The following is a 21,109-nucleotide window of genomic DNA, read 5'->3' as shown; positions in this document are numbered from 1 at the left end:
TTACTCCTGAACGATCTTGGGGAAACGCGGGGCCTTGGCCACCATTGAAGGAAGTTCGCGGGCCATTACGCCGGAGAGCCAGCGATTGGCTTCGATCAACTGAGACAGGTCCATGCCGGTCTCCACGCCCGCGCGGTGGAGCATGTAGACGACATCTTCGCTCGACACGTTGCCTGCGGCTCCGGGCGCGAAGGGACAGCCGCCGAGGCCACCCAGCGCCGCGTCGACCACTGTCGCCCCAGCCTCGACCGCAGCCCAGACATTGGCGATGCCGGTGCCTCTGGTGTTGTGGAAATGTACTCGGACCGGCAACGGCGACACTGCTGCGACCACACGGCGGACAAGGCGCGAGACGTGGGCAGGGTCGGCAACGCCGATGGTGTCGGCAAGCGCGACCTCGACAGGTTCTGCCTCGGCCAGCTCCGCCGCCATGGCGACGACGCGATCCTCTGACACCTCGCCCTCGAACGGGCAGCCGAATGATGCGCCGATGGTCGCCTGGCCCTTCAGGCCTGCGCCCTTCGCCATGGCAACGATGGCCTTTGCAGCGGCAACTGACTCGTCGCTGGTCTGGCCTTGGTTGGCGATGGCAAAGCCGTCGGTAGCAACGCAAACCGCACCAAGTTCATGCAGGCGCCCGGTGGCAATGGCGCGCTCGGCACCCCTGGCGTTGAGGACGAGGCCGATGAAGCTGACGTCGCCCGTTAGCGGGAGGCCTGCGCAGACATCTTCGGCGTCGGCCATCTGTGGCACGCGCTTGGGATTTACGAAGCTCGTCACCTCGATGCGGCGCGCGCCCGCGGCAATGCTGCGCCGGATCAGTTCGAGCTTGTCCGCCGTGGACACGATCGCCTTCTCGTTCTGCAGCCCGTCGCGCGGGCCGACTTCGACGAACGAAATCGCGCGCGCGGTCATGCGGCTTCTCCGCAAGTGGGGTTGGGCATGCAGAAGGTCATCAATCTAGGTCTCTCTTCGTATGCAATATCACTGTGCGGTCATTGCAGGAGGTGCCGAAACCTGCCCGTAGGTGCAGGTTCGCTAGCACCTTGACCGATCAAGTTTGTATACAATAAGCTGCCTTCCCGGAAAGCGAGCGTCAAGAGGGGGGCGAAAGCCCGTGCGCTCGCAGCATCGATAGCGTCGCGACCGAACCAACAGGGAGGTTTGAGAATGCGTGCCACCCGTCTCCTATTGAACACCGCAGTGCTTGGCCTGATCGCCAGTGCAGCCCCGTCCTTCGCCCAGGAAGCGCCACAGGATGCCGCGCAAGCGGCTGACGACGGTGATAGCATCATTGTCACGGCCCGCCGCCAGAACGAGCGCCTGCAGGACGTACCGGCGTCGGTATCGGTCTTGACAGCCACTGCGCTGCAGAACACCGGGGCGGTCAAGGCAGAGGACTTCACCCAGCTTACGCCCGGCGTGACGATCGTGACAGGCACGGCTGAGGCCGGCGACACGCAGATCAACATTCGCGGGATCAACGGTGCGCGCGATGCTGAAAGTTCGGTCGCGCTGGTGGTCGACGGCATTCTCAAGACCAACACCGCGCAGCTCAACCAGCCGCAGGGCACATTGTCGCAGGTCGAAGTGCTGAAGGGACCGCAAGGCGCGCTTTACGGCCGCAACGCCGCGGCAGGTGCGATCGTGCTGCAGACCCTCAAGCCCACCGACACGCTGACGGGCGGCCTGCGCGCCTCCTATGCGAACGAAGCGACTTACGAAGCCACTGCACACATTGCCGGGCCGCTGGGCGAAAACGTCGGCTTTGTAGCCTCGGGCTATTACTTCACCACCGACGGATGGTGGCGCAACAAGTTCCTGAGCAACTCCAAGACCGTTGACGACAAGGAAAACTGGGCGCTCAACGGCCGGGTGATGATCGGCAAGGGCACCGCGACCCAACTTGACGTCAAGGCGCGCTATGCCGAGTTCCATGGCGCATCGCTGCCGTTCAACGCTTCGTTCCACCTGCCCCAATTCGGTGCGGTGAACCCTGCGTTCTACGAGGACGTGAACAAGCACCAGTTCAACTTCTACAACAACATCCGCGCCACCAACGACCAGAAGAGCTTCGACGCTTCGATCAAGCTCGACCAGGAGTTCGGCAACGGCATGAAGCTGGTGGCCTGGGCGCTCTACTCCGACGTCAAGCAGGACCTTGTCGCCGATGGCACTTCGGCCGATTTCGCGCGCTACATCACCAACACCGACCCTCGCGTAGCCAGCACTGTCGCCAAGTGCTTCTCCAGCACGGCGGCGCTCACCGGCTACCCGGTCAACCAGCCTGGCGGGATCGGCGCTATCCCCGTGCCGTTCCTGTTTGCCCCGGCCAACGGTTCGACCTTTGGCCCCTACAGCCCGACGACCTGCGACGGCATCCAGTACCAGCTGCGCAACCAGAAGGATTTCAGCAGCGAGATCCGGCTGCTGTCGAACACCGATGGCGCGCTGACCTGGCAACTCGGGGCCTACTACCTGCACATCGATCGCAAGACCGGCGTCAGTCTTGGTGGCGATACCGGGCAGGGCGTGATCAAGCAGCTCTACAACGCGCCGGACACCACGAACCCGACCTCGCTGCTCTTGGCCGACAAGTTCCGCACCAATGTCTACGCGGCGTTCGGTTCAGCCGAGTGGAAGCCTTCGGATGTGTTCACCGGTGGCATCGCGCTGCGCTATGACATCGAGGATCGCGCCGCCAATTCGCTCGTCCCGAATGTGACGGATCCGTTCACCGGTGGTCCCATCAATCCGGGCCTCGCCTTCGGTGCCTTCACGCCGCAAAACGCCACGTTCAAGCAGCTTCAGCCCAAGGTGACGTTGAGCTTCCACCCCAGCAACCAGCTGAATCTCTATGCCAACTGGGGCATCGGCTTCAAATCGGGGGGCTTCAACAACCAGGGCTCTTCGGCCGTGGTCAACACCCGCTTCAACAACGGCGTCACGCCGGGCACGATCAACGCGGGCGTCACCATCAACGACCAGTACCGCAAGGAACGCTCCAGCGCGTTCGAGGCGGGCGTGAAGGGCGAGCTGTTCGACGGCCGCATCACCTACGATCTTGCCGGCTACTACACCCGCGTTACCGATATGCAGTTCTTCGAATTCTTCGTCGGCGACTTCGGCCTGCTGCGCGTCGTCTCGAACATCGATCGCGTCGACATCAAGGGCGCCGAGATCAACCTGACCGGCAAGGTGGTCGATGGCTGGAAGGTGTTCGGATCGTTCAACGTCACCGACAGCGAGATCAAGAAGAACCGCTCGCGCCCCTACACCGTCGGCAACAAGTCGCCCTATACAGCCGACTGGACGCTCAACCTCGGTTCCGAAATCACCGCGCCGCTGACCGACAACGCCAAGCTGCTGTTCCGCGCCGACTATCGCGTGACCGGCCCGACGTGGTTCCATTCGGTGCAGGATCAGGAGCGCCCGACCATCTTCTCAGGGCTGCTGCCGATCTCGCAGCTGCCGTTCCTGCCCCCCTCGTTCGGCAACGCACGCTACGACGTTGCCAAGCGCGATGCTTTCGGCGTGCTCAACCTGCGCGCCGGGATCACCACGCCGAACTACCGGATCGCGGTGTTCGCGGACAATCTGCTCGACCGCAAGTACATCGCCGAGGCGATCCCGGCGATCGAGTTCGGGGGTTCCTTCATCTCGCCGGGCGCGCGTCGCCTGATAGGGGTTGAAGTGGGCGCATCGTTCTGATGAGGGCTTCAGGATAAATCCGGCGGGGAGCGGGTTCTGCCTGCTCCCCCTGAAGATACAGGCCCGGCGATACAGGCCCGGCAATACAGGAGCGTACGTGTCCAAAGCCTCGCAGGAAGCCTACCGCAAGATCCGCGCAGGGATCCTGTCAGGGCACTTCCCTGCCGGACAGTTCGTGCCCGAGGACGAATTCGCGCAGTACTGCGGATTATCCCGCACCCCGGTGCGCGAGGCTATCGCCGAACTGGTGGCCGAGATGCTGTTGCAGCGCTCGGGCACCAACCGCGTGTTCGTGCCGGTCTGGTCGGACGAGGACGAGGAAGAGCTGTTCACCTTGCGCGCAATGCTCGAAAGCCATTGCGCCACCCGCGCCGCGCGGCTCATTACCGACGAACAGATCGCCGAGCTCAAGGTCCATTGTGACTTCATCGACGACGCGATCTCGGCCCCCGACGGTCCGGACGTCTCCGGATTTGTCGAGGGCAACCGCCATTTCCACGCCGTCATCCTCGCGGCTGCGCAATCGGACCGGCTGGCCCAGCTGATGAAGTTCGTCGTCAGCCAGATCGTCGTGCACCGCACGGCGGAACAGTACAGCCGGGCGGACATGGAGCAGAGCCAGCGCGACCATCGTGACCTCGTCAGCGCATTCGAGATGCGTGACGAGGACTGGGCGGGCGCAGTGGCAAACACCCATATCCGGCGCGCGGCCAACGCCTACCGCACTATGCGGCAGGGCAGCGAGGCAGCTCAGGCCGAGGCTTGAAGCACCCGCAATTCGGCCTCGGGCAGGACTTCGGTCTTTGCCTGGGCCATCAGTTCCTGCTTGCGCGCCAGCATCGCATCACGCAGCGCGACCATGTCGAGGCCGGCTTCGCGTGCTTGCGAGAACATGCCTTCCGAGCGTGCTTCTTCCTCGTGGACGTGGTGCTTGATCTCTTCGCTGAGCACCTTGACCTTGGCCTCGAAGAACTCGTCCTCCGGCGAAGTCACCATGATGTCGTTGATCAGCAGCTTTGCAGCATCATGCTCGACATAGGCCTCGGTATAGGTCTCTTCCTCGATCTTGCCCTTGAGGGCGGGGTAGAAGATCTCTTCCTCGATGATCGTGTGGATCTTCAGCTCGTTGCAGATCTGCAGAGCCAGCGCCTGCTTGCGGTCCGAGCGGGCGCTTTCGAACTTCTCGAACAGCGCCTCGACATTGCGGTGGTCGGCCTTGAGCAGGGCAATGGCATCGGTGAACTTCGCTTGAGCCATGGGTCTAAGTCCTTGAAAATGAGTCGGTTGATCGCTCAATCCTTCAAGGGCAGCGAATGTTCCGGAACCAACCTGTGTGCCTCGCGCTTGGCTTTTCATGACTGGACTTCGCACGCTGCCGCAACCGCACGAACGCTGGCCCGAGGTGCTGTGGCTGATCCGTCACGGCCAGAGCGCAGGCAACGTCGCGCGCGATGCCGCGGACGCTGCGGGCGACCTGCGCATTGCGCTCGACCGTCGCGATGTCGATGTGCCGCTTTCCGCGCTCGGCTGCGAACAAGCCCGCGCCCTCGGGCACTGGTTCGCCAGTGGGGAAGAAGGTGCGCGGCCGGAGGTCATCCTGGCCAGTCCCTATGTCCGCGCCGTGCAAACGGCGGAGATCTTTCGCGAGGCAGGGGGCTGTGATCCAGACTTGCGCATCTGCATCGACGAACGCCTGCGGGAAAAGGAGTTCGGCATCCTCGACGGGCTGACGACGCTTGGCATCCACCATTACCAGCCAGATCAGGCCGAGTTCCGCCGCGTGCTGGGCAAGTTCTACCACCGCCCTCCCGGGGGCGAGAGCTGGGTCGACGTGATCTTCCGCCTGCGCGCGCTGCTCGACACGGTCTCGCTGCACTACGCCGGCAAGCGCGTGATGATCGTCGCGCATCAGGTTGTCGTGCTGTGCATGCGCTACATCGTCGAGCATCTCTCCGAAGCGGAGATCCTTGCCATCGACAAGGCCGGCGACATCGCCAACTGCGCGATCACGCAATACCGGCTTGACCGTTCCGGCAAGGGCGACGGCGAACTCGTGCTCGAGCATTACAATATGGTCGCGCCGATGGTCCGCGAAGGTACTGAACCGACCCGCGAGCCCGACCGCATGGTGGCGGCCCGTGGCTGAAGCGCGAACTCTCGACGGCGCGTGGTTGCGCCAGCATCCGTTGCCGCAGCCGCACGAGGAAAGCGACAAGAACGCGCGCGGTCGCGTGCTCGTTGTCGGCGGTTGCACCATGGTCCCGGGCGGCGTGCGCCTCACCGCCGAGGCCGCTCTGCGCGCTGGTGCGGGCAAGGTGCGCATCGCGACAGTCGAATCGACCGCGATAATGATCGGCATAGTGATGCCGGAAGTGGCCGTCCTGCCGCTGGCACCCGATCCCAAGGGCGAGATCGACGCCACCCGCACGAGTTTGGAACTAGAAGTGGACAAGAGCGATTGCCTGGTTCTAGGCCCTGCGATGAGCTGTGCGGAACAGGCCTCGGCGTTGGTCGGCAGGCTGATGCAGGCCGTGGATGAAACGCCACTGGTGCTCGACGCCGCAGCGCTCATGGCGATCTGCGATCATGCAGGGCGCTTGCGCGAGCGACGCTTACCGGCTGTCCTGACCCCCCACATCGGCGAGATTGCCGCGCTGCTCGGCGATGATGCCGACGCGATCGAGCAGGACCGCGCCGCCGCCGTGCGCCGTTGTGCCGAACGCTTCGGGTCCGTCGTCGTCCTGAAAGGTGCAGTCAGTCTGGTTGCGGCTCCTACAGGCGAGCTGTTCAGCTATAGCGGCGGCAACGTCGGATTGGCCACTGGCGGATCGGGCGACGTCATGGCGGGAATTGCCGCAGCCCTGCTGGCACGCGGAGCAGCGCCGCTTCAGGCAGCCTTGTGGTCCGTCTGGCTGCATGGCGAGGCCGGGCGCCGTTGTGCTGAAGCGATCGGCCCGCTGGGCTATCTTGCCAGTGAGCTTCTCGGTTTCATTCCGCGGGTGATGGAACGGGCTGCCTGAGCCGGTAGTCCTCGACCGGAACGCCGCCGATCACATGCTCCTGGATGATCCGCTCCAGCACGGGCGGTGTGCAGGAATGGTACCAGACATTGTCGGGATAGACGACTGCGACCGGCCCGACCATGCACACCCGCAGACAACCGACCTTGTTGCGCAGCACCCCTTGCGCCCCGCCGAGCTTCAGCTCGCCAAGGCGCTTCTTGAGGTAATTCCACGCCTCGTCTCCTACGTCGCGCGGGGCGCACTTGTCCTTTTCCGGCCCGGCGCAGAGCAGGATGTGGCGCTGCGGATTGAACCCGCCGAGCTTTTCGAGGGCTATTTCAGCCAGAGCAATTTCAGCGGAATCGGGCGTCATTCGGCCTTGCCGTCCTTTTTCAACCAGCGGTTGAGCCAGTTGAACGAGGTCTGGTGCCACTGCAACGAGTTCTTGGGCTTGAGCACCCAGTGGTTCTCGTCCGGGAAGACCAGCAGTTCGGAAGGGACGCCGCGACGCTGCAGCGCCGTAAATGCGGCCAGGCCTTGCGTATAGGGAATGCGGAAGTCCTTCTCGCCCGTGATCACCAGCATCGGCGTCTTCCACTTGGCGACGTGGTTGACCGGGTTCCACTTCTCGAACTCTTGCGGAGCCTCGTAATAGGGGTGCCCGCCGTGCTCCCACTCGTCGAACCACAGCTCTTCGGTCTCGTAGGCCATGGCGCGGGCATCGAACACACCGTCATGCTGCACGAGGCACTTGAAGCGGTCCGGCCATACGCCGGCGATCCAGTTCATCATATAGCCGCCATAGGAAGCACCTGCCGCGCAGGCATTGTTGCCGTCGATCTGCCCATCGAGCGCGATAGCAGCGGCAAAGCCCTTCTGCAGGTCTTCCAGTGGCTTGCCGCCCCACTGGCGGTTGATGGCGTCGGTAAAGGCCTGGCCATATCCGGTGGAACCGTGGAAATCGACCGAGACGATGGCGTAACCCTGGCTCGCCCAGACGCGCGGATTCCAGCGGTTGGACCAGCTATCGTTGTACGACCCCTGCGGCCCGCCGTGGACGAACAGGACCGACGGCATCCTGCCCTTGATCCAGCTCGGCTTGGTGATCTGGCCCCAGACCGTATCGCCATCCGCGCCCTTGAAGCTGAACCGCTGCGTGACGACCGGCGCGCGCTGGGCCAGCGCCGAAGTGGCAACGTCGGTCAGCCGCATTCCGGCCTTGCCCGGCTTGCCGATAAACAGTTCGGCCGGAGCATCGATCGAATCGCGGGTATAGACCAGGCGGCCGTCCTTGAGGGGCACAACATTGCCGATGTGCCCTTCGCGGCCAGGGTTGAGGACGAGGCGGGTGACCTTGCCGTTTAGCGGATCGATGCGGAACGCGGGCGTATCAAGGACATCCTCTGCCGTCGCGATGAGGGCCTTGCTGTCCGGCGTCCACGTCAGCGAGGCGACCGAGCGATCCCAGCCGCCGGTCAGTTCGCGTTTCTCGCCGGTCTGCAGGTTGATGAGGTGGACGACCAGACGGTCCGCCTCGTAACCGGGGCGCGCCATTGCGGCATAGGCCAGCCACTTGCCATCGGGCGAGGGGGCGGGGGTGTTGTCGGTGGCCTTGTTGGCTTCCGTGAGGTTCTTGGGGGCCGTGCCGTCCAGGCTGGATTGCCAGATGTCGAGATTGGTCGAAGTCGGCTCGTTGCGGTCTGCCTGCCGCGCGACGAAGAACAGCGATTGCGAATCCGCGGCCCAGGCGACGTCTTCGCCGCCGCCGAAGGGCTTGCCCGGGCTGTCGCCGGTGAGCGTCCCGACGGGGCCATCGGCAGCCTTGCCATCGCCGACGACCTTGCCATCGGCGCCGAGATCGAAGGCAAAGACCCGGCTGTAGTTGCCGGGCGTTTCCCACGCGTCCCAGTGGCGCACGAAGCCCGCACCGTCCTTGTAATGACGGCCTGTGCCAGGTCCTGGGAGGGCGGTGTTGCCGTCGCTGTCGCAGCCGAAGGTCGGGCAATTGCGTGCGATATCGCCCCACACGGCGATGCGTTTGCCATCGGGAGACAATTCGAACCCGGATACCTCTGCCTTGAAGGCAGTGACCTGGGTCGTCACGCCCGAGGCGACGTCCACTTTCCAGACCTGCGTCGTCTCGGCTTCACCGACCTTGCGGTCTGAAAGGTAGTAGAGGGCGCCATCGGCGGCGAAGGCAGGATCGCTGGCGCTGCCGCCGGTGTCGACGCGGCGCGGCTGGCCCCTGCCGTCGGCACTGCGCACCCACAATGTCGGCGTGCGTTTGTAACTGCCCGGATCGGTGGTGGTGACGATATAGGCCACGGTCTTGCCGTCGGGCGAAACCGCCGTGCCGCCAAGGCGGCTGAGCGTCACCAGATCCTGCGGGGAGAACGGCGCCCCCTGCTGGGCGGAAGCGGGTGCGGCATTGACGACAGCAAGCGGAGCGACCGCCAGCAACAGCGAGTTGGTTTTCATGGAAACCGGATTAGCGCCGTAAGCCTACGGCGCAAACCGCAAAATCAGCCGCGCCTGATTACCCGCGCTTACCCGCGATGCGCGCGATTTCAGCCGCGACCATCTTTTCGACCATGGCGGGCAGGTTTCTGTCGAGCCATTCGGCCAGCATCGGCTTGAGCAGTTCGCGCACCAGCCCTTCGAGCGAGGTCTCGCCCGAGCGCACGATCTGTGGCGCAACACCCGGCTGCGCCAGCATCGAAAGCGCCGCCAGCGATTCGCGCATCGAGGCGGCTGCCGCGTCGGCGATCAGGCCGCCTGCAGGCTCGGCCTCGTCCTCCTCGGCAGGGTCGGTCAGTTCGAGCACGTCCGGGCGCGGGGCGGGCTTGGGCTGCAGGCGCGCCTGCGCCTCGGCCTTGTTGTCGCGCGCGATCACTTTCTTGATCGATTCGAGGATTTCCTCGACGGACGGTTCACCGGCCTGACGCATCGCAACTTTTACCCCCAAATGCCCCTGCTGCACCGATTCTCTCAAGGAAGCGGCGTTTGCGGAATTGTCGCATCCTGCGCGGGCGTGTCAACGGTGCGCGTCGACACCGCCGCAGGCTTGGGATCGCGGTCCCAGTCCCAGAAGCGCCCCTTCACGCGGTCATAGTTGATCTGCGGATCATACAGCGCCCCGCCATCGAGGCCGAGGTCATTGGCATCGGCCTTGCCCATTGCCGACAGCAGGTTGAACCCGGCGACATAGGCATTGCGCCGCGCGGCCACGAGTTGCACCTGCGCGCGCAGCAGTTCCTGCTCGGCATCGAGGATGTTGAGGATGGTGCGATTGCCGACGGTGTTCTCGGCACGGACGCCCTCGAGGCTCAGCGCCGCAGCATCGACTGCGGTCTGGTTCATCGCGATGATCTCGTTGGCGGCAAGCCAGGAAGCGTAGGCCGAGCGAACGGTGGCGATGACCTCGCGCTCGACGCCGATTTCCTGTTCGAGCGTGGCAGTTTCACGCGCCTGCGCCTGACGGGTCTGCGCGGCAGGTCCGCCGCCCTGATAGAGCGGGATCGAGACGCTGACACCGGCCTGGGCGGTGGTATTTGCCTGCTGCAAGGTCTGGCTCGAACCCTGAAAAGTCCCCTTGAAGGCCTGACGGCTGCCGTTCGTGGAGAGCGATACCGTGGGCAGCTTTGCCGCGTCGGCAACCTTCACGTCAAAGGCAGCGGCCTTGCTCCGCTCGCGCGCGGCCATGAGATCGGGATTGTTTTCCAGTGCGAAGTCGACGGCGTCATCCGGATTGGCAGGAAGGCCGGGCAGCGGTGGCGGAGGCTGCAGATCGGTTGGCGCCTTGCCGACAACCTGAATATACCGCTCACGGCTGGCGATCAGATTAGCCTGCGCGGTGCGCAGATCGCCACGGGCGAGAGCCAGGCGCGAGTTGGACTGGGCAACGTCCGTGCGGGTCACGTCGCCGATCTCGAAGCGGTCGCTGGTGGCCTTGAGGTTCACTTCCAGAACCTCGACGTTGCTCTTGTTGAGCCCGACGATCGCGGAATCGCGGATCACGTCCATGTAGGCCGCCACGACTTGCGAGAACACGCCCGACTCGGTGCCGCGCAAGTCTTCCTGCCCGGCTTCGACACGAGTCTTGGCGGCCCGGATCGAATTCTTCACCGATCCGCCGGAATAGACCGGCACACCGAGGCTCAGGTCGACGCTGTTCGACCAGTCCGTGATCAGGAACGAATTGGGGTTGGCGCGCAGCACTTTCGTGTAGCTGGCCTGCCCCTGCAAGCTCGGCAAGCCGCGGGCGCGGGCCAGTGGCACGCCTTCGTCGGTCGCCCGCTGCGTCGCGCGTGCGGCCTGAAGCGTGGGATTGGTGTTGTAGGCGCTGGTCAGCGCCTCGCGAAGGTCATCGGCCAGAGCGGGAGAGACAGCGAGGCTTGCCGCGCTGGCCGCCAGAATGAGGCGTAGCGCCTTGCCGGTGGCCATGAGGCTCAGAAGCTCCACGTCTTCGGTGCGGCAAACTCTGCCAGAACGGCGAAATCGGCCTCGGCAAGCGGGGTGGCGACCACCTTGCCCAAGGCCTTGCGGGCCATGGCGAGGCGCGTAACGCCGCGATCGGCGATGCCGGTGACGATCCGGCCATCATTGGCCAGCAAGCCAGCGAGCGAGTCCGGCAGCACTTCGGCGGCGCCATCGATGAGGATCAGCGAATACGGCCCGCCTTGAGCCGACGCCAGCGATTCGGCGCGGGTCACGCTGTCGGCAAGCTGCGCGGCCAGGGCCGCGAGGTAGCCGTTCGGAGAGATCACGAGGACGTTATCCTCGCGCCCGGTCTGCGCCGCTTCGAGCATCTGGCCGTAAGTCAGCGCCGGGGAGAGCGAGCGACCACCCCCGAGTGGAACCGCCCGGTCGATGTAGGCAACCGCGCGTCGTTCCGCAGGGACGAAGTCCTCGCGCGGCACGGCGTTGAAAGCATTGAGGATTGCCGGCGAATTGACGCCGCTCACGCGAAGCTGGCTATCGATCATCGCACGACGGGCAACCAGCATTTCATCCGCTGCCGGGCGATCTTCAACCACGGTCATTCGAAACCCTCATATTCGCTAGGGGCTTCCACCCGCACCCGGGGAAGCCTGAATGTTGCCAAGTGCCTGTAGATTATCGATCTGCTGTTTCCAAGGGATTTGCTTGTCGCAAATTGCCGCGTAATGCGCCCCACGAAACCAAGGCCTCTGGAGGGAGTCGGCAACATGGCAGAAATGGTCACGATCCGGGAAGCGGACCTTATCGAGAGCGTCGCAGACGCTCTGCAGTACATCAGCTACTTCCACCCGATGGACTACATCCGCGCGCTGGGCGAGGCCTACAAGGCCGAACAGGGCCCGGCGGCCAAGGACGCGATTGCGCAGATCCTCACCAACAGCCGCATGTGCGCCGAGGGCCACCGGCCGATCTGCCAGGATACCGGCATCGTCAACGTCTTCATCGAATGGGGGCAGGACTGCCGCCTCGAATCCGACATGAGCCTGCAGGACGTGGTCGATGAAGGCGTACGCCGCGCCTACAACAACCCCGACAACAAGCTGCGCGCCTCGGTGCTGGCAGACCCCGCCTTCACCCGCCGCAACACCCGCGACAACACGCCCTGCGTACTCCACGTCGAGATGGTCAAGGGCAACAAGGTCACGGTCGACGTCGCGGCCAAGGGCGGCGGCTCGGAAAACAAGTCGAAGTTCAAGATGATGAACCCTAGCGAGAACATCGTCGACTGGGTGATCGAGATGCTGCCGCAGATGGGCGCCGGCTGGTGCCCGCCCGGCATGCTCGGCATCGGCATCGGCGGCACAGCAGAACATTGCGTGCTGCTCGCCAAGAAGGCGCTGATGGAGCCGATCGACATGGCCCAGCTCAAGGAGCGCGGCCCGCAGACCGATATCGAGCGCATGCGCATCGAGATCTTCGACAAGGTCAACGCGCTCGGCATCGGCGCGCAGGGGCTGGGCGGTCTTTCGACGATCCTCGATGTCAAGATCATGGACGCGCCGTGCCATGCTGCGGGCAAGCCGGTGGCGATGATTCCCAACTGCGCCGCCACCCGCCACGCCCACTTCACGCTCGACGGTTCGGGTCCGAGCTATCTTGAACGTCCGAAGCTCGACGAATGGCCCCAGGTCCACTGGGCGCCGGATTCGGCGGCCAAGCGCGTCAATCTAGATACCCTGACCCAGGCCGAAGTCGAAGGCTGGAAGGCGGGCGATCGCCTGCTGCTGAACGGCAAGATGCTGACCGGTCGCGATGCCGCGCACAAGCGCATCAAGGACATGCTGGCCAAGGGTGAGGAACTGCCGGTCGATTTCAAGGGCCGCGTGATCTACTATGTCGGCCCGGTCGATCCGGTGCGCGATGAAGTCGTCGGCCCGGCTGGCCCGACCACTGCCACGCGGATGGACAGCTTCTCGGACACCATGCTCGACCTCGGCCTGCTGGCAAGCGTCGGCAAGGCCGAGCGCGGCCCCGCTGCCACCAAGTCGATCGCCAACCATAAGAGTGCCTATCTGATGGCTGTGGGCGGCGCGGCCTATCTTGTCGCGCGCGCGATCAAGGAAGCCAGGGTGGTCGGGTTCGAGGACCTCGGCATGGAAGCGATCTACGAATTCACAGTCGAGGACATGCCGGTCACCGTTGCGGTCGACAGTTCGGGTGAAAACGTTCACCAGGCCGCACCGCTGGTGTGGAAGAAGAAGATCGCGGACGAAGGCTTGTTGCCTGTTTGAGGGTAGGAAAGCCCATCCGGGCTTTCCTTGACGGCACCGGCCCGCTCCCCCGCCCGGCCACCCGTTCACGGTACTCTCGTGGGTGGCCGGGCGGGGGAGCGGCCCGGTGCCGCAAGCCTTTGACGGATGTCAGAGGCGCACCCGATAAATTCCATGAACGCCTTATGCCGCCCGACCGCCGTTATGGCGTGTCGGGCGGTTCGCGTTTAGGGTCGGCGGGATGACGTCGTCGCAAATCGATCCCGGTATCCCCCGCGTTCCGGCCCGGCAGGTGATCCTGTCGGCCGTGGCGTTGTGGCTGTGCTACTTCCTTCTGATCACGGTCCGCGGGCTGGTGGTGGAGCTGGGTGATTTTACCGATCTGCTCTGGCGCCGTGCGCTCGTAACCTTCGCCGGCATTGTCGTCACGGTTGCCTGCTGGCCACTGCTCCGCCGCTTCGATGCGCGCCCCCTTGCCACGCGCGTTGCCGCAGCTCTGGTCATCATGCTGCCCGCAGCACTCGCTCTGGCAGCGGTAAACCAGTGGGCCTTTGCTCCGGTCGAGAAGCGCATGATCGAACGGATCAGCACCACTCCGGGGCAGCAGGAAAACGGTGAGTCGACGACGACGACCCAGACCACCGTGACCACCGGCCAAGGCAAGCCCGGGGTGAAGATCCGCCACGACATGGCCGGCAATGTCCTGGTCGACGTGCTTGACGAAGGGTTCATCCCTCCGGCGCCACCCGAGCCCGACTTGCCGGAACCGCCGCCACAACCGGAGATCCCCCCCGCTCCCAAGGCCGCTCCGTCGATGGAGCCGTTGCTTAGCGCAGAGGACATTGCCGAGCTGCGCAAGGTCGGCGACGAAGCGACGATCCAGGCGCTCAAGAACTTCGGCATCAAGCAGGACGCCGATGGCAGCATGGTCATTTCCCAGCCCGGCCTGTTTGTCCGCCAATATGCCGATGGACGCTCGGAAGTGCGGACCGGGGGCAAGGTCTACACCGTCGACGAGGACGGTGAGGTCGAGAGCATCAGTGACGCAGTAGAACCGCCGGCCTCGGCAGCTTCGGCGGCGCCCCCGGCACCACCAGTCCCGCCGATGCTGTCCGCCGCGGAAAGGGACAAAATCCGCAAAACGGCCCGCCGCGAGGCTGACAAGGCTCTCAGGAGGGCGCAAGCGGCACGAAAGCTGGCGCTGGAGAAGGCACAGGCCGTGCGGGCACGTGAGGTCGCCACAGCCCGGACAGCTGCTGAGCAGCGGAAAGCGGAATCAGCCAGGGCAGGGGATGAAAAGGTGGCAAACGCGCCGCAGCCAAGCCCGTCCGAGACTGTTACTGAAGACCTGCGCGGTCCCGATCATGTCACCATCATTCGCCAGACGGTGGAGAATGAAGGGCTCTGGCGTCAGCTGACCGATGTGGCGCTTGGCCGCTACTTCCTGCTGATTGCCTGGGCTGCGCTCTATCTTGCGCTCGGCAATGGCGAACAGCTGCGCGCCGCGGAGTATCGCGAAGGGCAATATGCGCGGGCTGCGAAAGCTGCCGAGCTGCGGTCGCTGCGTTATCAGGTGAACCCGCACTTCCTGTTCAACACGTTGAATTCCCTGTCGGCTTTGGTCATGGTCGGGCGAACCGAACAGGCCGAGCGGATGATCCAGTCAATCTCGCGTTTCTATCGCCACAGCCTTGCCGGCGACCCCACGGCAGACATGCCGCTGGAAGACGAGATCGCCTTGCAGCGCCATTACCTCGACATCGAAGCGGTGCGCTTTCCAGAGCGTTTGCGCTGCGAGTTCGACATTCCGGACGATCTGATGACCGCCTGCGTACCGGGCATGATCCTGCAGCCGCTGGTCGAAAACTCGATCAAGTATGCTGTCTCGACCACGATCCGACCAGTGACCATCCGCATCACCGCCCGCGAGGCCGGGGGCTTTCTCATCCTGACGGTGGCGGATGACGGACCTGGCGAGGGCTTTGCCAACGGTGGTACCGGCATCGGCATCGCCAATGTCAGAAGCCGGCTTGCCGCCCGTTTCGGTGAGGATGGAGCCGGCGTGGAAAGCGGGCCGCTTCCCGCTGGCGGTTATGCAACGGTGCTGACCATGCCGGTCGTCCGGAACGAGTGCTGAGGGGACTTGAGTTGCGCACGCTGATTGTTGACGACGAACCGCTGGCTGTCGAGCGGATGCAGATCCTGTGCGCGCGTATACCGGCGTTGCAGGTGGTGGGGACGGCCAGCGATGGCGCTGCAGCCCTGCGCCTGATCGAAGCGCTCAATCCCGATCTCGTCCTGCTCGACATGACCATGCCCGAGGTCGATGGGCTCGGCGTGGCGAGGGCGCTGGCGGGACTGGCCAACCGGCCTGCGGTCGTGTTCGTAACGGCGCATGACGATTTTGCGGTCGAGGCATTTGATTGCGATGCCGTGGACTACGTGCTCAAACCTGTCGCGCAGGAGCGGCTGGAGCGGGCGGTAGAGCGCGCGCAGACGCGCCGCAGCACGTCGGCCGAAGCGACTCAGGCACCGGAAAAGACGCCGAGCGAGTGGATCGAGGAGTTCTGGGTGCCGCACCGCTCCGAACTGATCCGCGTCGCCGCGTCGGACCTCGAACGGATCGATGCCGAGCGTGACTATGTCCGGCTCCACGCGGGACAGCGCAGTTACATGATGCTTCATACCATTGCGGGTCTTGAAGCGCGCCTCGATCCCGATCGGTTCATCCGCCTGCACCGTTCGACCATCGTTCGGCGCGACCGTATCGCCGGGCTCAAGCACGATGGCCTTGGCGTGTGGTCCGCCGAGCTGGTCGATGGCTCGGTCCAGCGGATTGGACGTACCTATCTCGCGCGGGTCAAGGCCATGGCGGGGCGCTAAGCGGCTAGCTCTTGTAAAGCGCGTCCACCCGCGCGCCGTAGCGCTCCCGGATCTTGTGGCGGCGGATCTTGAGGCTCGGCGTCATCTCGCCATTGTCGATGCTGAAGGCCTCGTCGGCAAAGGTGAACTGGCGGACCTTCTCGATCACCGACAGGTCCTTGTTCACCCGGTCCACCGCCGCGCGGATCGCATTCCTGAACGCTGGCAGGTCCTGCAATTCCTTGAAGTCGAAATGTTCGCCCTGCGCGCGGGACCACTCCAGCGCCCATTCCGGATCGGGCACGACCAGGCCGACGATGTAGGGCCGCTTGTCGCCAGAAACCATCGCCTGCGCGATCTCCGGCTGCAGCGTCAACATGCCCTCGATCTTTTGCGGAGAGACGTTGTCGCCCTTGTCGTTGACAATCATGTCCTTCTTGCGGTCGGTGATGACGATGCGGCCCTTATCGTCGAGATGGCCGATATCACCGGTGTGCAGCCAGCCCGCATTGGGGCCTTCGGGCGGTATCGCGCGCGCGGTCTCGGCATCGTTGTGCCAGTAGCCGTGCATGACAAGCTCGCCCTTGACGAGAATCTCGCCGTCTTCGGCGATCTTCACCTCGACGCCCTTCATCGGCGGGCCGACGGTGTCCATCTTCAGGCCGACCTTTGGCCGATTGCACGAGATCACCGGCCCCGCTTCGGTCTGGCCGTAGCCCTGCAGCATGGTCAGCCCCATGGCATCGAAAAACACGCCGACGTCAGGGTTGAGCGGCGCGCCGCCAGAAACCATCGCCTTCATCCGCCCGCCAAAGCGCGCGCGGATCTTCGGGCGCAGGGTTCGCTCCAGGATCAGGTTCATCGGAGCATCGATGATCCGCCCCTTGCCGGCCGCCTTGCGTCCGCCGATGGAAAGGGCGCGGTCCATCAGGTAGTTCGCCACCTTCCCCTGCTTCTCCACCTGCTTCATGATCCGCGTGCGCAGCACTTCGAACAGGCGCGGCACCACCACCATTATCGTCGGGCGAACTTCCTCGATGTTCGAGGCGAGCTTTTCGAGGCCTTCGGAATAGTAGATCTGGGCACCCATGCCGATCGGCAGGTACTGGCCGCCGGTATGCTCGTAGGCGTGGCTCAGCGGCAGGAACGAGAGAAACACTTCCTCCCCCCAACCGAAATCGTTGGCGAGAATCTCCGCCGCACCCTCGACATTACACAGGATCGAACCGTGATGCAGGCGCACGCCGCGCGGGGAACCACCGGTGCCGCTGGTGTAGATGATGCAGGCCAGGTCATCGCGGCCCATGGTCCTGAGCCGCTCGTCCACGGCCGCCCGCGCCGCTGTTCCATCGCCGCTGGTCATCGACTGCCACTCGTGGAATGCCAGTTTGCCGGCCTGCATCTGGCGTAGCGGTTCCATCCCGATCACATGCTCGACGCAAGGCGCGGAAAGAGCCGCCGGCAACAGCGGCTGCGAAAGCTTCGCGGTCGAGACAATCACGGCCCGCGCACCGGAATTCTCGAGGATGTGCAGGTGATCACGCTCGGTATTGGTGATGTAGGTCGGCACGGTGACAAGGCCTGCCGCCATGATCGCATGATCGGCGATGCACCATTCCGGGCGGTTCTCCGATACCAGCGCCACCCGATCGCCCGGATTGAGCCCGAGCCCGCGCAGCGCCTCCGCCAGGACACAGACCTGCCGCGTCGCTTCAGTCCAACTCAGCGAGTTCCAATTGCCCTTGCTCTTGGCCCACAGAAACGGACCGTCCCCGCGCTTTGCCGCACGGTCGAGGAACATCGAAACGAGATTGGGAAACCCTGCGAAATCGGAAAGCAGCACGTCTTGACCCTCGCCCCTTCTGGCATGGCGGAGCAATCACCGCCTGCCGGTTAACGGGAACCTAGTGGCCTCGTTCCGTCACGGCAACCGCGCACGCCAGTCTGTTCCCCAATGGTCACGAACGCCGCATCAAGCCGCTCAAGGGGCGACGGCCGCGCCCTCGCTGCGGGGATCAGCTGCGCCCCGCCAACGGTCGCCAACGCGCTCTATGGCATTGGCCTTGAAAGACGGTGGCCGCGCCAGAACTTGCGCATGGCCAAGCTGCTGCAAGGTCGGGATCATCGCTTCAAGGCTCGTGCCCTTCTCGACGAAGACCATGTCGCCGCCCGGCGCAAAGATCACCGGCAGCGCAATCGCGTCGCGGGCCGAGAGGTTCCAGTCGAGCACGCCAATGATCGCCTTGGCCACTTGCGCGGGGATCGTCACGCCACCGGCCGCGCCGATGGCAAGGCGCAATTTGCCGTCCGGCCCATAGATCAGCGTCGGCGACATCGAACTGCGCGGTCGCTTTCCCGCCTCAATGCGATTGGCGGTCGGCTTGCCGTCCTTGTCCGGCACGATGTTGAAATCGGTCAGCTCGTTGTTGAGATAATAGCCGCCCACCATCAGACCCGACCCGAACGGACCTTCGATGGTCGATGTATAGCTTGCGGCATTGCCCCAGCGATCGACCGCCACGAAGTGCGTCGTGCCGTTCTCTTCCTGCGGATCGGCCTTGGCGAAGGCCAACCTGGCTCCCGGCGGGGTGCCCGGCGTCACGAGTCCGAGCGATGTGGTTTCGGAAATCAGGGCCGAGCGCGAGGCGAGATAGGCAGGATCGGTCAGCCCTGAGACCGGGACCGAAACGAAATCGCTGTCGGCCAGATACTGGTCGCGGTCAGCATAGGCGAGGCGCTGCGACTCCGCGATCAGGTGCCATGAAACCGGGTTGGCTGGCCCGAGCGCCTTCATGTCGAAGCGTTCGAGCTGCTTCAGGATGGCGAAAACGGTGGTCGCGCCCGAGGAAGGCGGCCCCATTCCGCAGATGCGCCAGACGCGATACTGGCCGCAGACAGGCGGCCGGGCGATGGCCCTGTATCCAGCGATGTCGGCTGTCGTCATCGGTGAAGGATTGCGCGGCGCCGTGCCCACCTTGGACGCAATCAGGGTGGCGTTCTCGCCTGCATAGAAGCTGTCGGCACCGCGTGCAGCAACCGTTTCGAGTGTGGCGGCCAGCGCAGGGTTGCGCACAAGTGTGCCGACCGCGAGCGGCTGCCCGTCCGAGCCATAGTACAAGGCACTTGCCTCCGGATCGAGCGCGCCGGTGCGGCTGGCCGCAGCCAGGATGGTCCGCAGGCGCGGCGTGATCTCAAACCCTTCGCGGGCCAGGCGGATCGCCGGCTGGAACAGTGTTCGCCACGACAGCCTGCCTTTGCCGTTATGCGCCAGCGCGGCGAGTCGCAAGTTCCCCGGCACGCCGACGCTGCGACCACCCGGTATTGCGTCGCGGTAAGCCAGCGGCTTGCCATCGGCATAGAACCACTGAGGAGTCGCCGCCTTCGGAGCCGTTTCGCGGCCATCGATCGTCTCGACCTGCCCTGCAGCATCGCCCAGCACGAGGAAGCCGCCGCCACCGATTCCGGAACTCTGCGGTTCTACCACGGTCAGCGCCAGCATGGTGGCTATGGCAGCGTCGGTTGCGCTGCCACCAAGGCGGAGCATCTGCACGCCAGCTTCGGCAGCGCGCGGATCTGCAGCGGACACGAGGCCCGCGCTGTCCACCGGGATACCGTCTGCCGCAGCCGCCAGCGGCGCCGTTCGAGGTGGAGCAACTGTCGCGCTGGGTGGCGGAACGCAGCCGCTGACGAGCAATGCAGCGAGCGGCGTGGCCAAGCTGGCGGATTTAAGGAGGCGGGGGACTGACATGCCCCCTTGCTATTCGGTGCCGACCGCCTCGGCAATGGACGTCATGCCGGCTTCGCGGACCTTCCGTTCAAGTCCTGCGACCAGGCGCCTGGCAAGACCGGGGCCCTCGAAGACCATTGCGCTGTAGATCTGGATCAGGCTGGCACCGGCCCGGATGCGGGCCCAGGCATCATCAACCGTTGCAATACCGCCCACGCCGATCAGGGGAATCGCGCCGCCACTTGCCTTGCGGAAATCGCGCAGACGCTGCAGCGCAAGTTCGCGCAGCGGTTCGCCCGAGAGGCCGCCAGCTTCCCCGGCATGGGCCGAGCGCAAGGCCGGCCGGGTGATCGTGGTATTCGAAACGATCAATGCGGCGAGCCGCTTTTCAAGAGCGATGCGGCAGATCGCATCGATGTCCGACGGTTCGAGATCGGGCGCAAGCTTCAGGAAGATCGGCACGTTCATGTTGCCGCGCGCCTCGATCACGCCGTCGAGCAGCGCCGAAAGGGCGCCTTCATCCTGCAGCGCCCGAAGGCCCGGCGTGTTGGGCGACGAGATGTTGACGGTGAGATACGATGCCAGCGGGGCCATCAGCCGGGTCATCTGAGCATAGTCGGCAATGCGGTCGGCCGAGTCCTTGTTCGCGCCGATGTTCACGCCAACGATGCCCGGCAGTCCGTGCTTGCCCGTCTCACGGCGTCGGATCAGGCGGTTGGTCACGGCCTGCGCGCCTTCGTTGTTGAAGCCCATCCGATTGATCACGGCCCGATCCTCGATCAGGCGGAACAGCCGCGGCTTGGGATTGCCTTCCTGCGGCAGGGGCGTGACCGTGCCCACTTCGACAAAGCCAAACCCCAGCCCGAGCATGGCGTCGGGCACTTCGGCATTCTTGTCGAACCCCGGGGCCATGCCCAGCGGGTTGGGGAAGGCGATGCCGGCGATGCGCTGGGCGAGATTGGGCGTGGGGGCCAGTCTGCCCGAAGGCGGATTGATCGCGAGTGCGCGGATGGTCAGGCGATGCGCAGGTTCGGCAGGGATCCGGAAAATCAGGGGGCGCAGCAGCGAATATGGCGTCACGGGCAAACGGTTCCGGG

The 21,109-nt window shown here is 64.6% G+C and carries 17 protein-coding genes; 7 read left to right on the top strand and 10 right to left on the bottom strand.

The genetic code is table 11. The features are described 5' to 3' along the window. Positions 1-915 (bottom strand): hydroxymethylglutaryl-CoA lyase, encoded by a 915-nt coding sequence (locus tag NJ75_RS07645; protein WP_039333101.1) that lies wholly within the window; start codon positions 913-915, stop codon positions 1-3. 255 nt (positions 916-1,170) lie between these two features. Between NJ75_RS07645 and NJ75_RS07640 the strand changes: the two genes are divergently transcribed. Both NJ75_RS07640 and NJ75_RS07635 read left to right on the top strand, forming a co-directional pair. After that, the gene (locus NJ75_RS07640) at positions 1,171-3,711 is read left to right on the top strand and encodes a TonB-dependent receptor (protein ID WP_039333099.1); all 2,541 of its coding nucleotides are present in this window, start codon (positions 1,171-1,173) and stop codon (positions 3,709-3,711) included. A 97-nt stretch (positions 3,712-3,808) separates the two neighbouring features. Continuing rightward, positions 3,809-4,477, top strand: coding sequence for a GntR family transcriptional regulator (locus tag NJ75_RS07635; RefSeq protein WP_039333097.1), 669 nt, complete (start codon positions 3,809-3,811; stop codon positions 4,475-4,477). Here NJ75_RS07635 and NJ75_RS07630 read toward each other — a convergent pair. Continuing rightward, on the bottom strand, positions 4,462-4,968 hold the full coding sequence (locus NJ75_RS07630; protein WP_039333096.1) for a hemerythrin domain-containing protein: 507 nt from the start codon (positions 4,966-4,968) through the stop codon (positions 4,462-4,464). The genes NJ75_RS07635 and NJ75_RS07630 overlap by 16 nt on opposite strands. 97 nt (positions 4,969-5,065) lie before the next feature. Between NJ75_RS07630 and NJ75_RS07625 the strand changes: the two genes are divergently transcribed. Together NJ75_RS07625 and NJ75_RS07620 are read left to right on the top strand one after the other, a co-directional pair. After that, positions 5,066-5,857 carry a histidine phosphatase family protein gene (locus NJ75_RS07625; protein WP_052242182.1) on the top strand — a complete coding sequence of 264 codons (792 nt, stop codon included), beginning with the start codon at positions 5,066-5,068 and terminating at the stop codon, positions 5,855-5,857. After that, positions 5,850-6,731 (top strand): NAD(P)H-hydrate dehydratase, encoded by an 882-nt coding sequence (locus NJ75_RS07620; RefSeq protein ID WP_039333094.1) that lies wholly within the window; start codon positions 5,850-5,852, stop codon positions 6,729-6,731. Before NJ75_RS07625 ends, NJ75_RS07620 begins: the two co-directional genes overlap by 8 nt. Here the strand turns inward: NJ75_RS07620 and NJ75_RS07615 are convergent. From NJ75_RS07615 to NJ75_RS07595, 5 genes are read right to left on the bottom strand one after another with little or no spacing between them, the layout of a single operon-like run. Continuing rightward, positions 6,700-7,086, bottom strand: a complete 387-nt coding sequence (locus tag NJ75_RS07615; protein ID WP_039333092.1) for a (2Fe-2S) ferredoxin domain-containing protein — start codon at positions 7,084-7,086, stop codon at positions 6,700-6,702. The genes NJ75_RS07620 and NJ75_RS07615 overlap by 32 nt on opposite strands. Then, positions 7,083-9,191, bottom strand: a complete 2,109-nt coding sequence (locus tag NJ75_RS07610; RefSeq protein WP_039333089.1) for a S9 family peptidase — start codon at positions 9,189-9,191, stop codon at positions 7,083-7,085. Before NJ75_RS07610 ends, NJ75_RS07615 begins: the two co-directional genes overlap by 4 nt. Positions 9,192-9,249: 58 nt before the next feature. Beyond that, on the bottom strand, positions 9,250-9,660 hold the full coding sequence (locus tag NJ75_RS07605) for a DUF2497 domain-containing protein (protein ID WP_039333087.1): 411 nt from the start codon (positions 9,658-9,660) through the stop codon (positions 9,250-9,252). A gap of 41 nt (positions 9,661-9,701) precedes the next feature. Next, positions 9,702-11,156, bottom strand: coding sequence for a TolC family outer membrane protein (locus tag NJ75_RS07600; protein WP_039333336.1), 1,455 nt, complete (start codon positions 11,154-11,156; stop codon positions 9,702-9,704). 5 nt (positions 11,157-11,161) lie between these two features. Continuing rightward, positions 11,162-11,755, bottom strand: a complete 594-nt coding sequence (locus NJ75_RS07595) for a protein-L-isoaspartate O-methyltransferase family protein (protein WP_039333085.1) — start codon at positions 11,753-11,755, stop codon at positions 11,162-11,164. 165 nt (positions 11,756-11,920) lie between these two features. Between NJ75_RS07595 and NJ75_RS07590 the strand changes: the two genes are divergently transcribed. From NJ75_RS07590 to NJ75_RS07575, 3 genes are all read left to right on the top strand, one after another. Then, on the top strand, positions 11,921-13,444 hold the full coding sequence (locus tag NJ75_RS07590) for a fumarate hydratase (RefSeq protein ID WP_369820979.1): 1,524 nt from the start codon (positions 11,921-11,923) through the stop codon (positions 13,442-13,444). A 220-nt stretch (positions 13,445-13,664) separates the two neighbouring features. Beyond that, positions 13,665-15,560: a histidine kinase gene (locus NJ75_RS25420; protein WP_407668270.1), complete on the top strand. Its 1,896-nt coding sequence runs from the start codon at positions 13,665-13,667 to the stop codon at positions 15,558-15,560. A gap of 56 nt (positions 15,561-15,616) precedes the next feature. After that, positions 15,617-16,306, top strand: a complete 690-nt coding sequence (locus tag NJ75_RS07575; RefSeq protein ID WP_230487868.1) for a LytR/AlgR family response regulator transcription factor — start codon at positions 15,617-15,619, stop codon at positions 16,304-16,306. A gap of 4 nt (positions 16,307-16,310) precedes the next feature. Here the strand turns inward: NJ75_RS07575 and NJ75_RS07570 are convergent, their stop codons facing one another. The 3 genes from NJ75_RS07570 to NJ75_RS07560 all read right to left on the bottom strand — a co-directional run bounded on the left by NJ75_RS07570 (position 16,311) and on the right by NJ75_RS07560 (position 21,092). After that, positions 16,311-18,128 carry an AMP-dependent synthetase/ligase gene (locus NJ75_RS07570; RefSeq protein WP_039333081.1) on the bottom strand — a complete coding sequence of 606 codons (1,818 nt, stop codon included), beginning with the start codon at positions 18,126-18,128 and terminating at the stop codon, positions 16,311-16,313. Positions 18,129-18,266: 138 nt separating this feature from the next. After that, entirely contained in the window at positions 18,267-20,033 is a 1,767-nt protein-coding gene (ggt, locus tag NJ75_RS07565; RefSeq protein WP_039333078.1) for a gamma-glutamyltransferase, read from the bottom strand. 9 nt (positions 20,034-20,042) lie between these two features. Beyond that, positions 20,043-21,092, bottom strand: coding sequence for a quinone-dependent dihydroorotate dehydrogenase (locus NJ75_RS07560; protein WP_039333077.1), 1,050 nt, complete (start codon positions 21,090-21,092; stop codon positions 20,043-20,045). Between the last annotated feature and the right edge of the window lie 17 nt (positions 21,093-21,109).

Source organism: Novosphingobium subterraneum (genome assembly GCF_000807925.1).
Classification (GTDB): Bacteria; Pseudomonadota; Alphaproteobacteria; order Sphingomonadales; family Sphingomonadaceae; genus Novosphingobium; species Novosphingobium subterraneum.
This window is presented reverse-complemented; position numbering and strand designations above follow the sequence as displayed.

Bases quoted from the DNA above. Each gene is read 5' to 3' on its own strand.
- NJ75_RS07645 (WP_039333101.1), bottom strand. From the start codon at position 915: ATGACCGCGCGCGCGATTTCGTTCGTCGAAGTCGGCCCGCGCGACGGG.
- NJ75_RS07600 (WP_039333336.1), bottom strand. From the start codon at position 11,156: ATGGCCACCGGCAAGGCGCTACGCCTCATTCTGGCGGCCAGCGCGGCA.
- NJ75_RS07640 (WP_039333099.1), top strand. From the start codon at position 1,171: ATGCGTGCCACCCGTCTCCTATTGAACACCGCAGTGCTTGGCCTGATC.
- NJ75_RS07625 (WP_052242182.1), top strand. From the start codon at position 5,066: ATGACTGGACTTCGCACGCTGCCGCAACCGCACGAACGCTGGCCCGAG.
- NJ75_RS07615 (WP_039333092.1), bottom strand. From the start codon at position 7,086: ATGACGCCCGATTCCGCTGAAATTGCTCTGGCTGAAATAGCCCTCGAA.
- NJ75_RS25420 (WP_407668270.1), top strand. From the start codon at position 13,665: ATGACGTCGTCGCAAATCGATCCCGGTATCCCCCGCGTTCCGGCCCGG.
- NJ75_RS07590 (WP_369820979.1), top strand. From the start codon at position 11,921: ATGGCAGAAATGGTCACGATCCGGGAAGCGGACCTTATCGAGAGCGTC.
- NJ75_RS07595 (WP_039333085.1), bottom strand. From the start codon at position 11,755: ATGACCGTGGTTGAAGATCGCCCGGCAGCGGATGAAATGCTGGTTGCC.
- NJ75_RS07605 (WP_039333087.1), bottom strand. From the start codon at position 9,660: ATGCGTCAGGCCGGTGAACCGTCCGTCGAGGAAATCCTCGAATCGATC.
- ggt (WP_039333078.1), bottom strand. From the start codon at position 20,033: ATGTCAGTCCCCCGCCTCCTTAAATCCGCCAGCTTGGCCACGCCGCTC.
- NJ75_RS07630 (WP_039333096.1), bottom strand. From the start codon at position 4,968: ATGGCTCAAGCGAAGTTCACCGATGCCATTGCCCTGCTCAAGGCCGAC.
- NJ75_RS07610 (WP_039333089.1), bottom strand. From the start codon at position 9,191: ATGAAAACCAACTCGCTGTTGCTGGCGGTCGCTCCGCTTGCTGTCGTC.
- NJ75_RS07575 (WP_230487868.1), top strand. From the start codon at position 15,617: ATGCAGATCCTGTGCGCGCGTATACCGGCGTTGCAGGTGGTGGGGACG.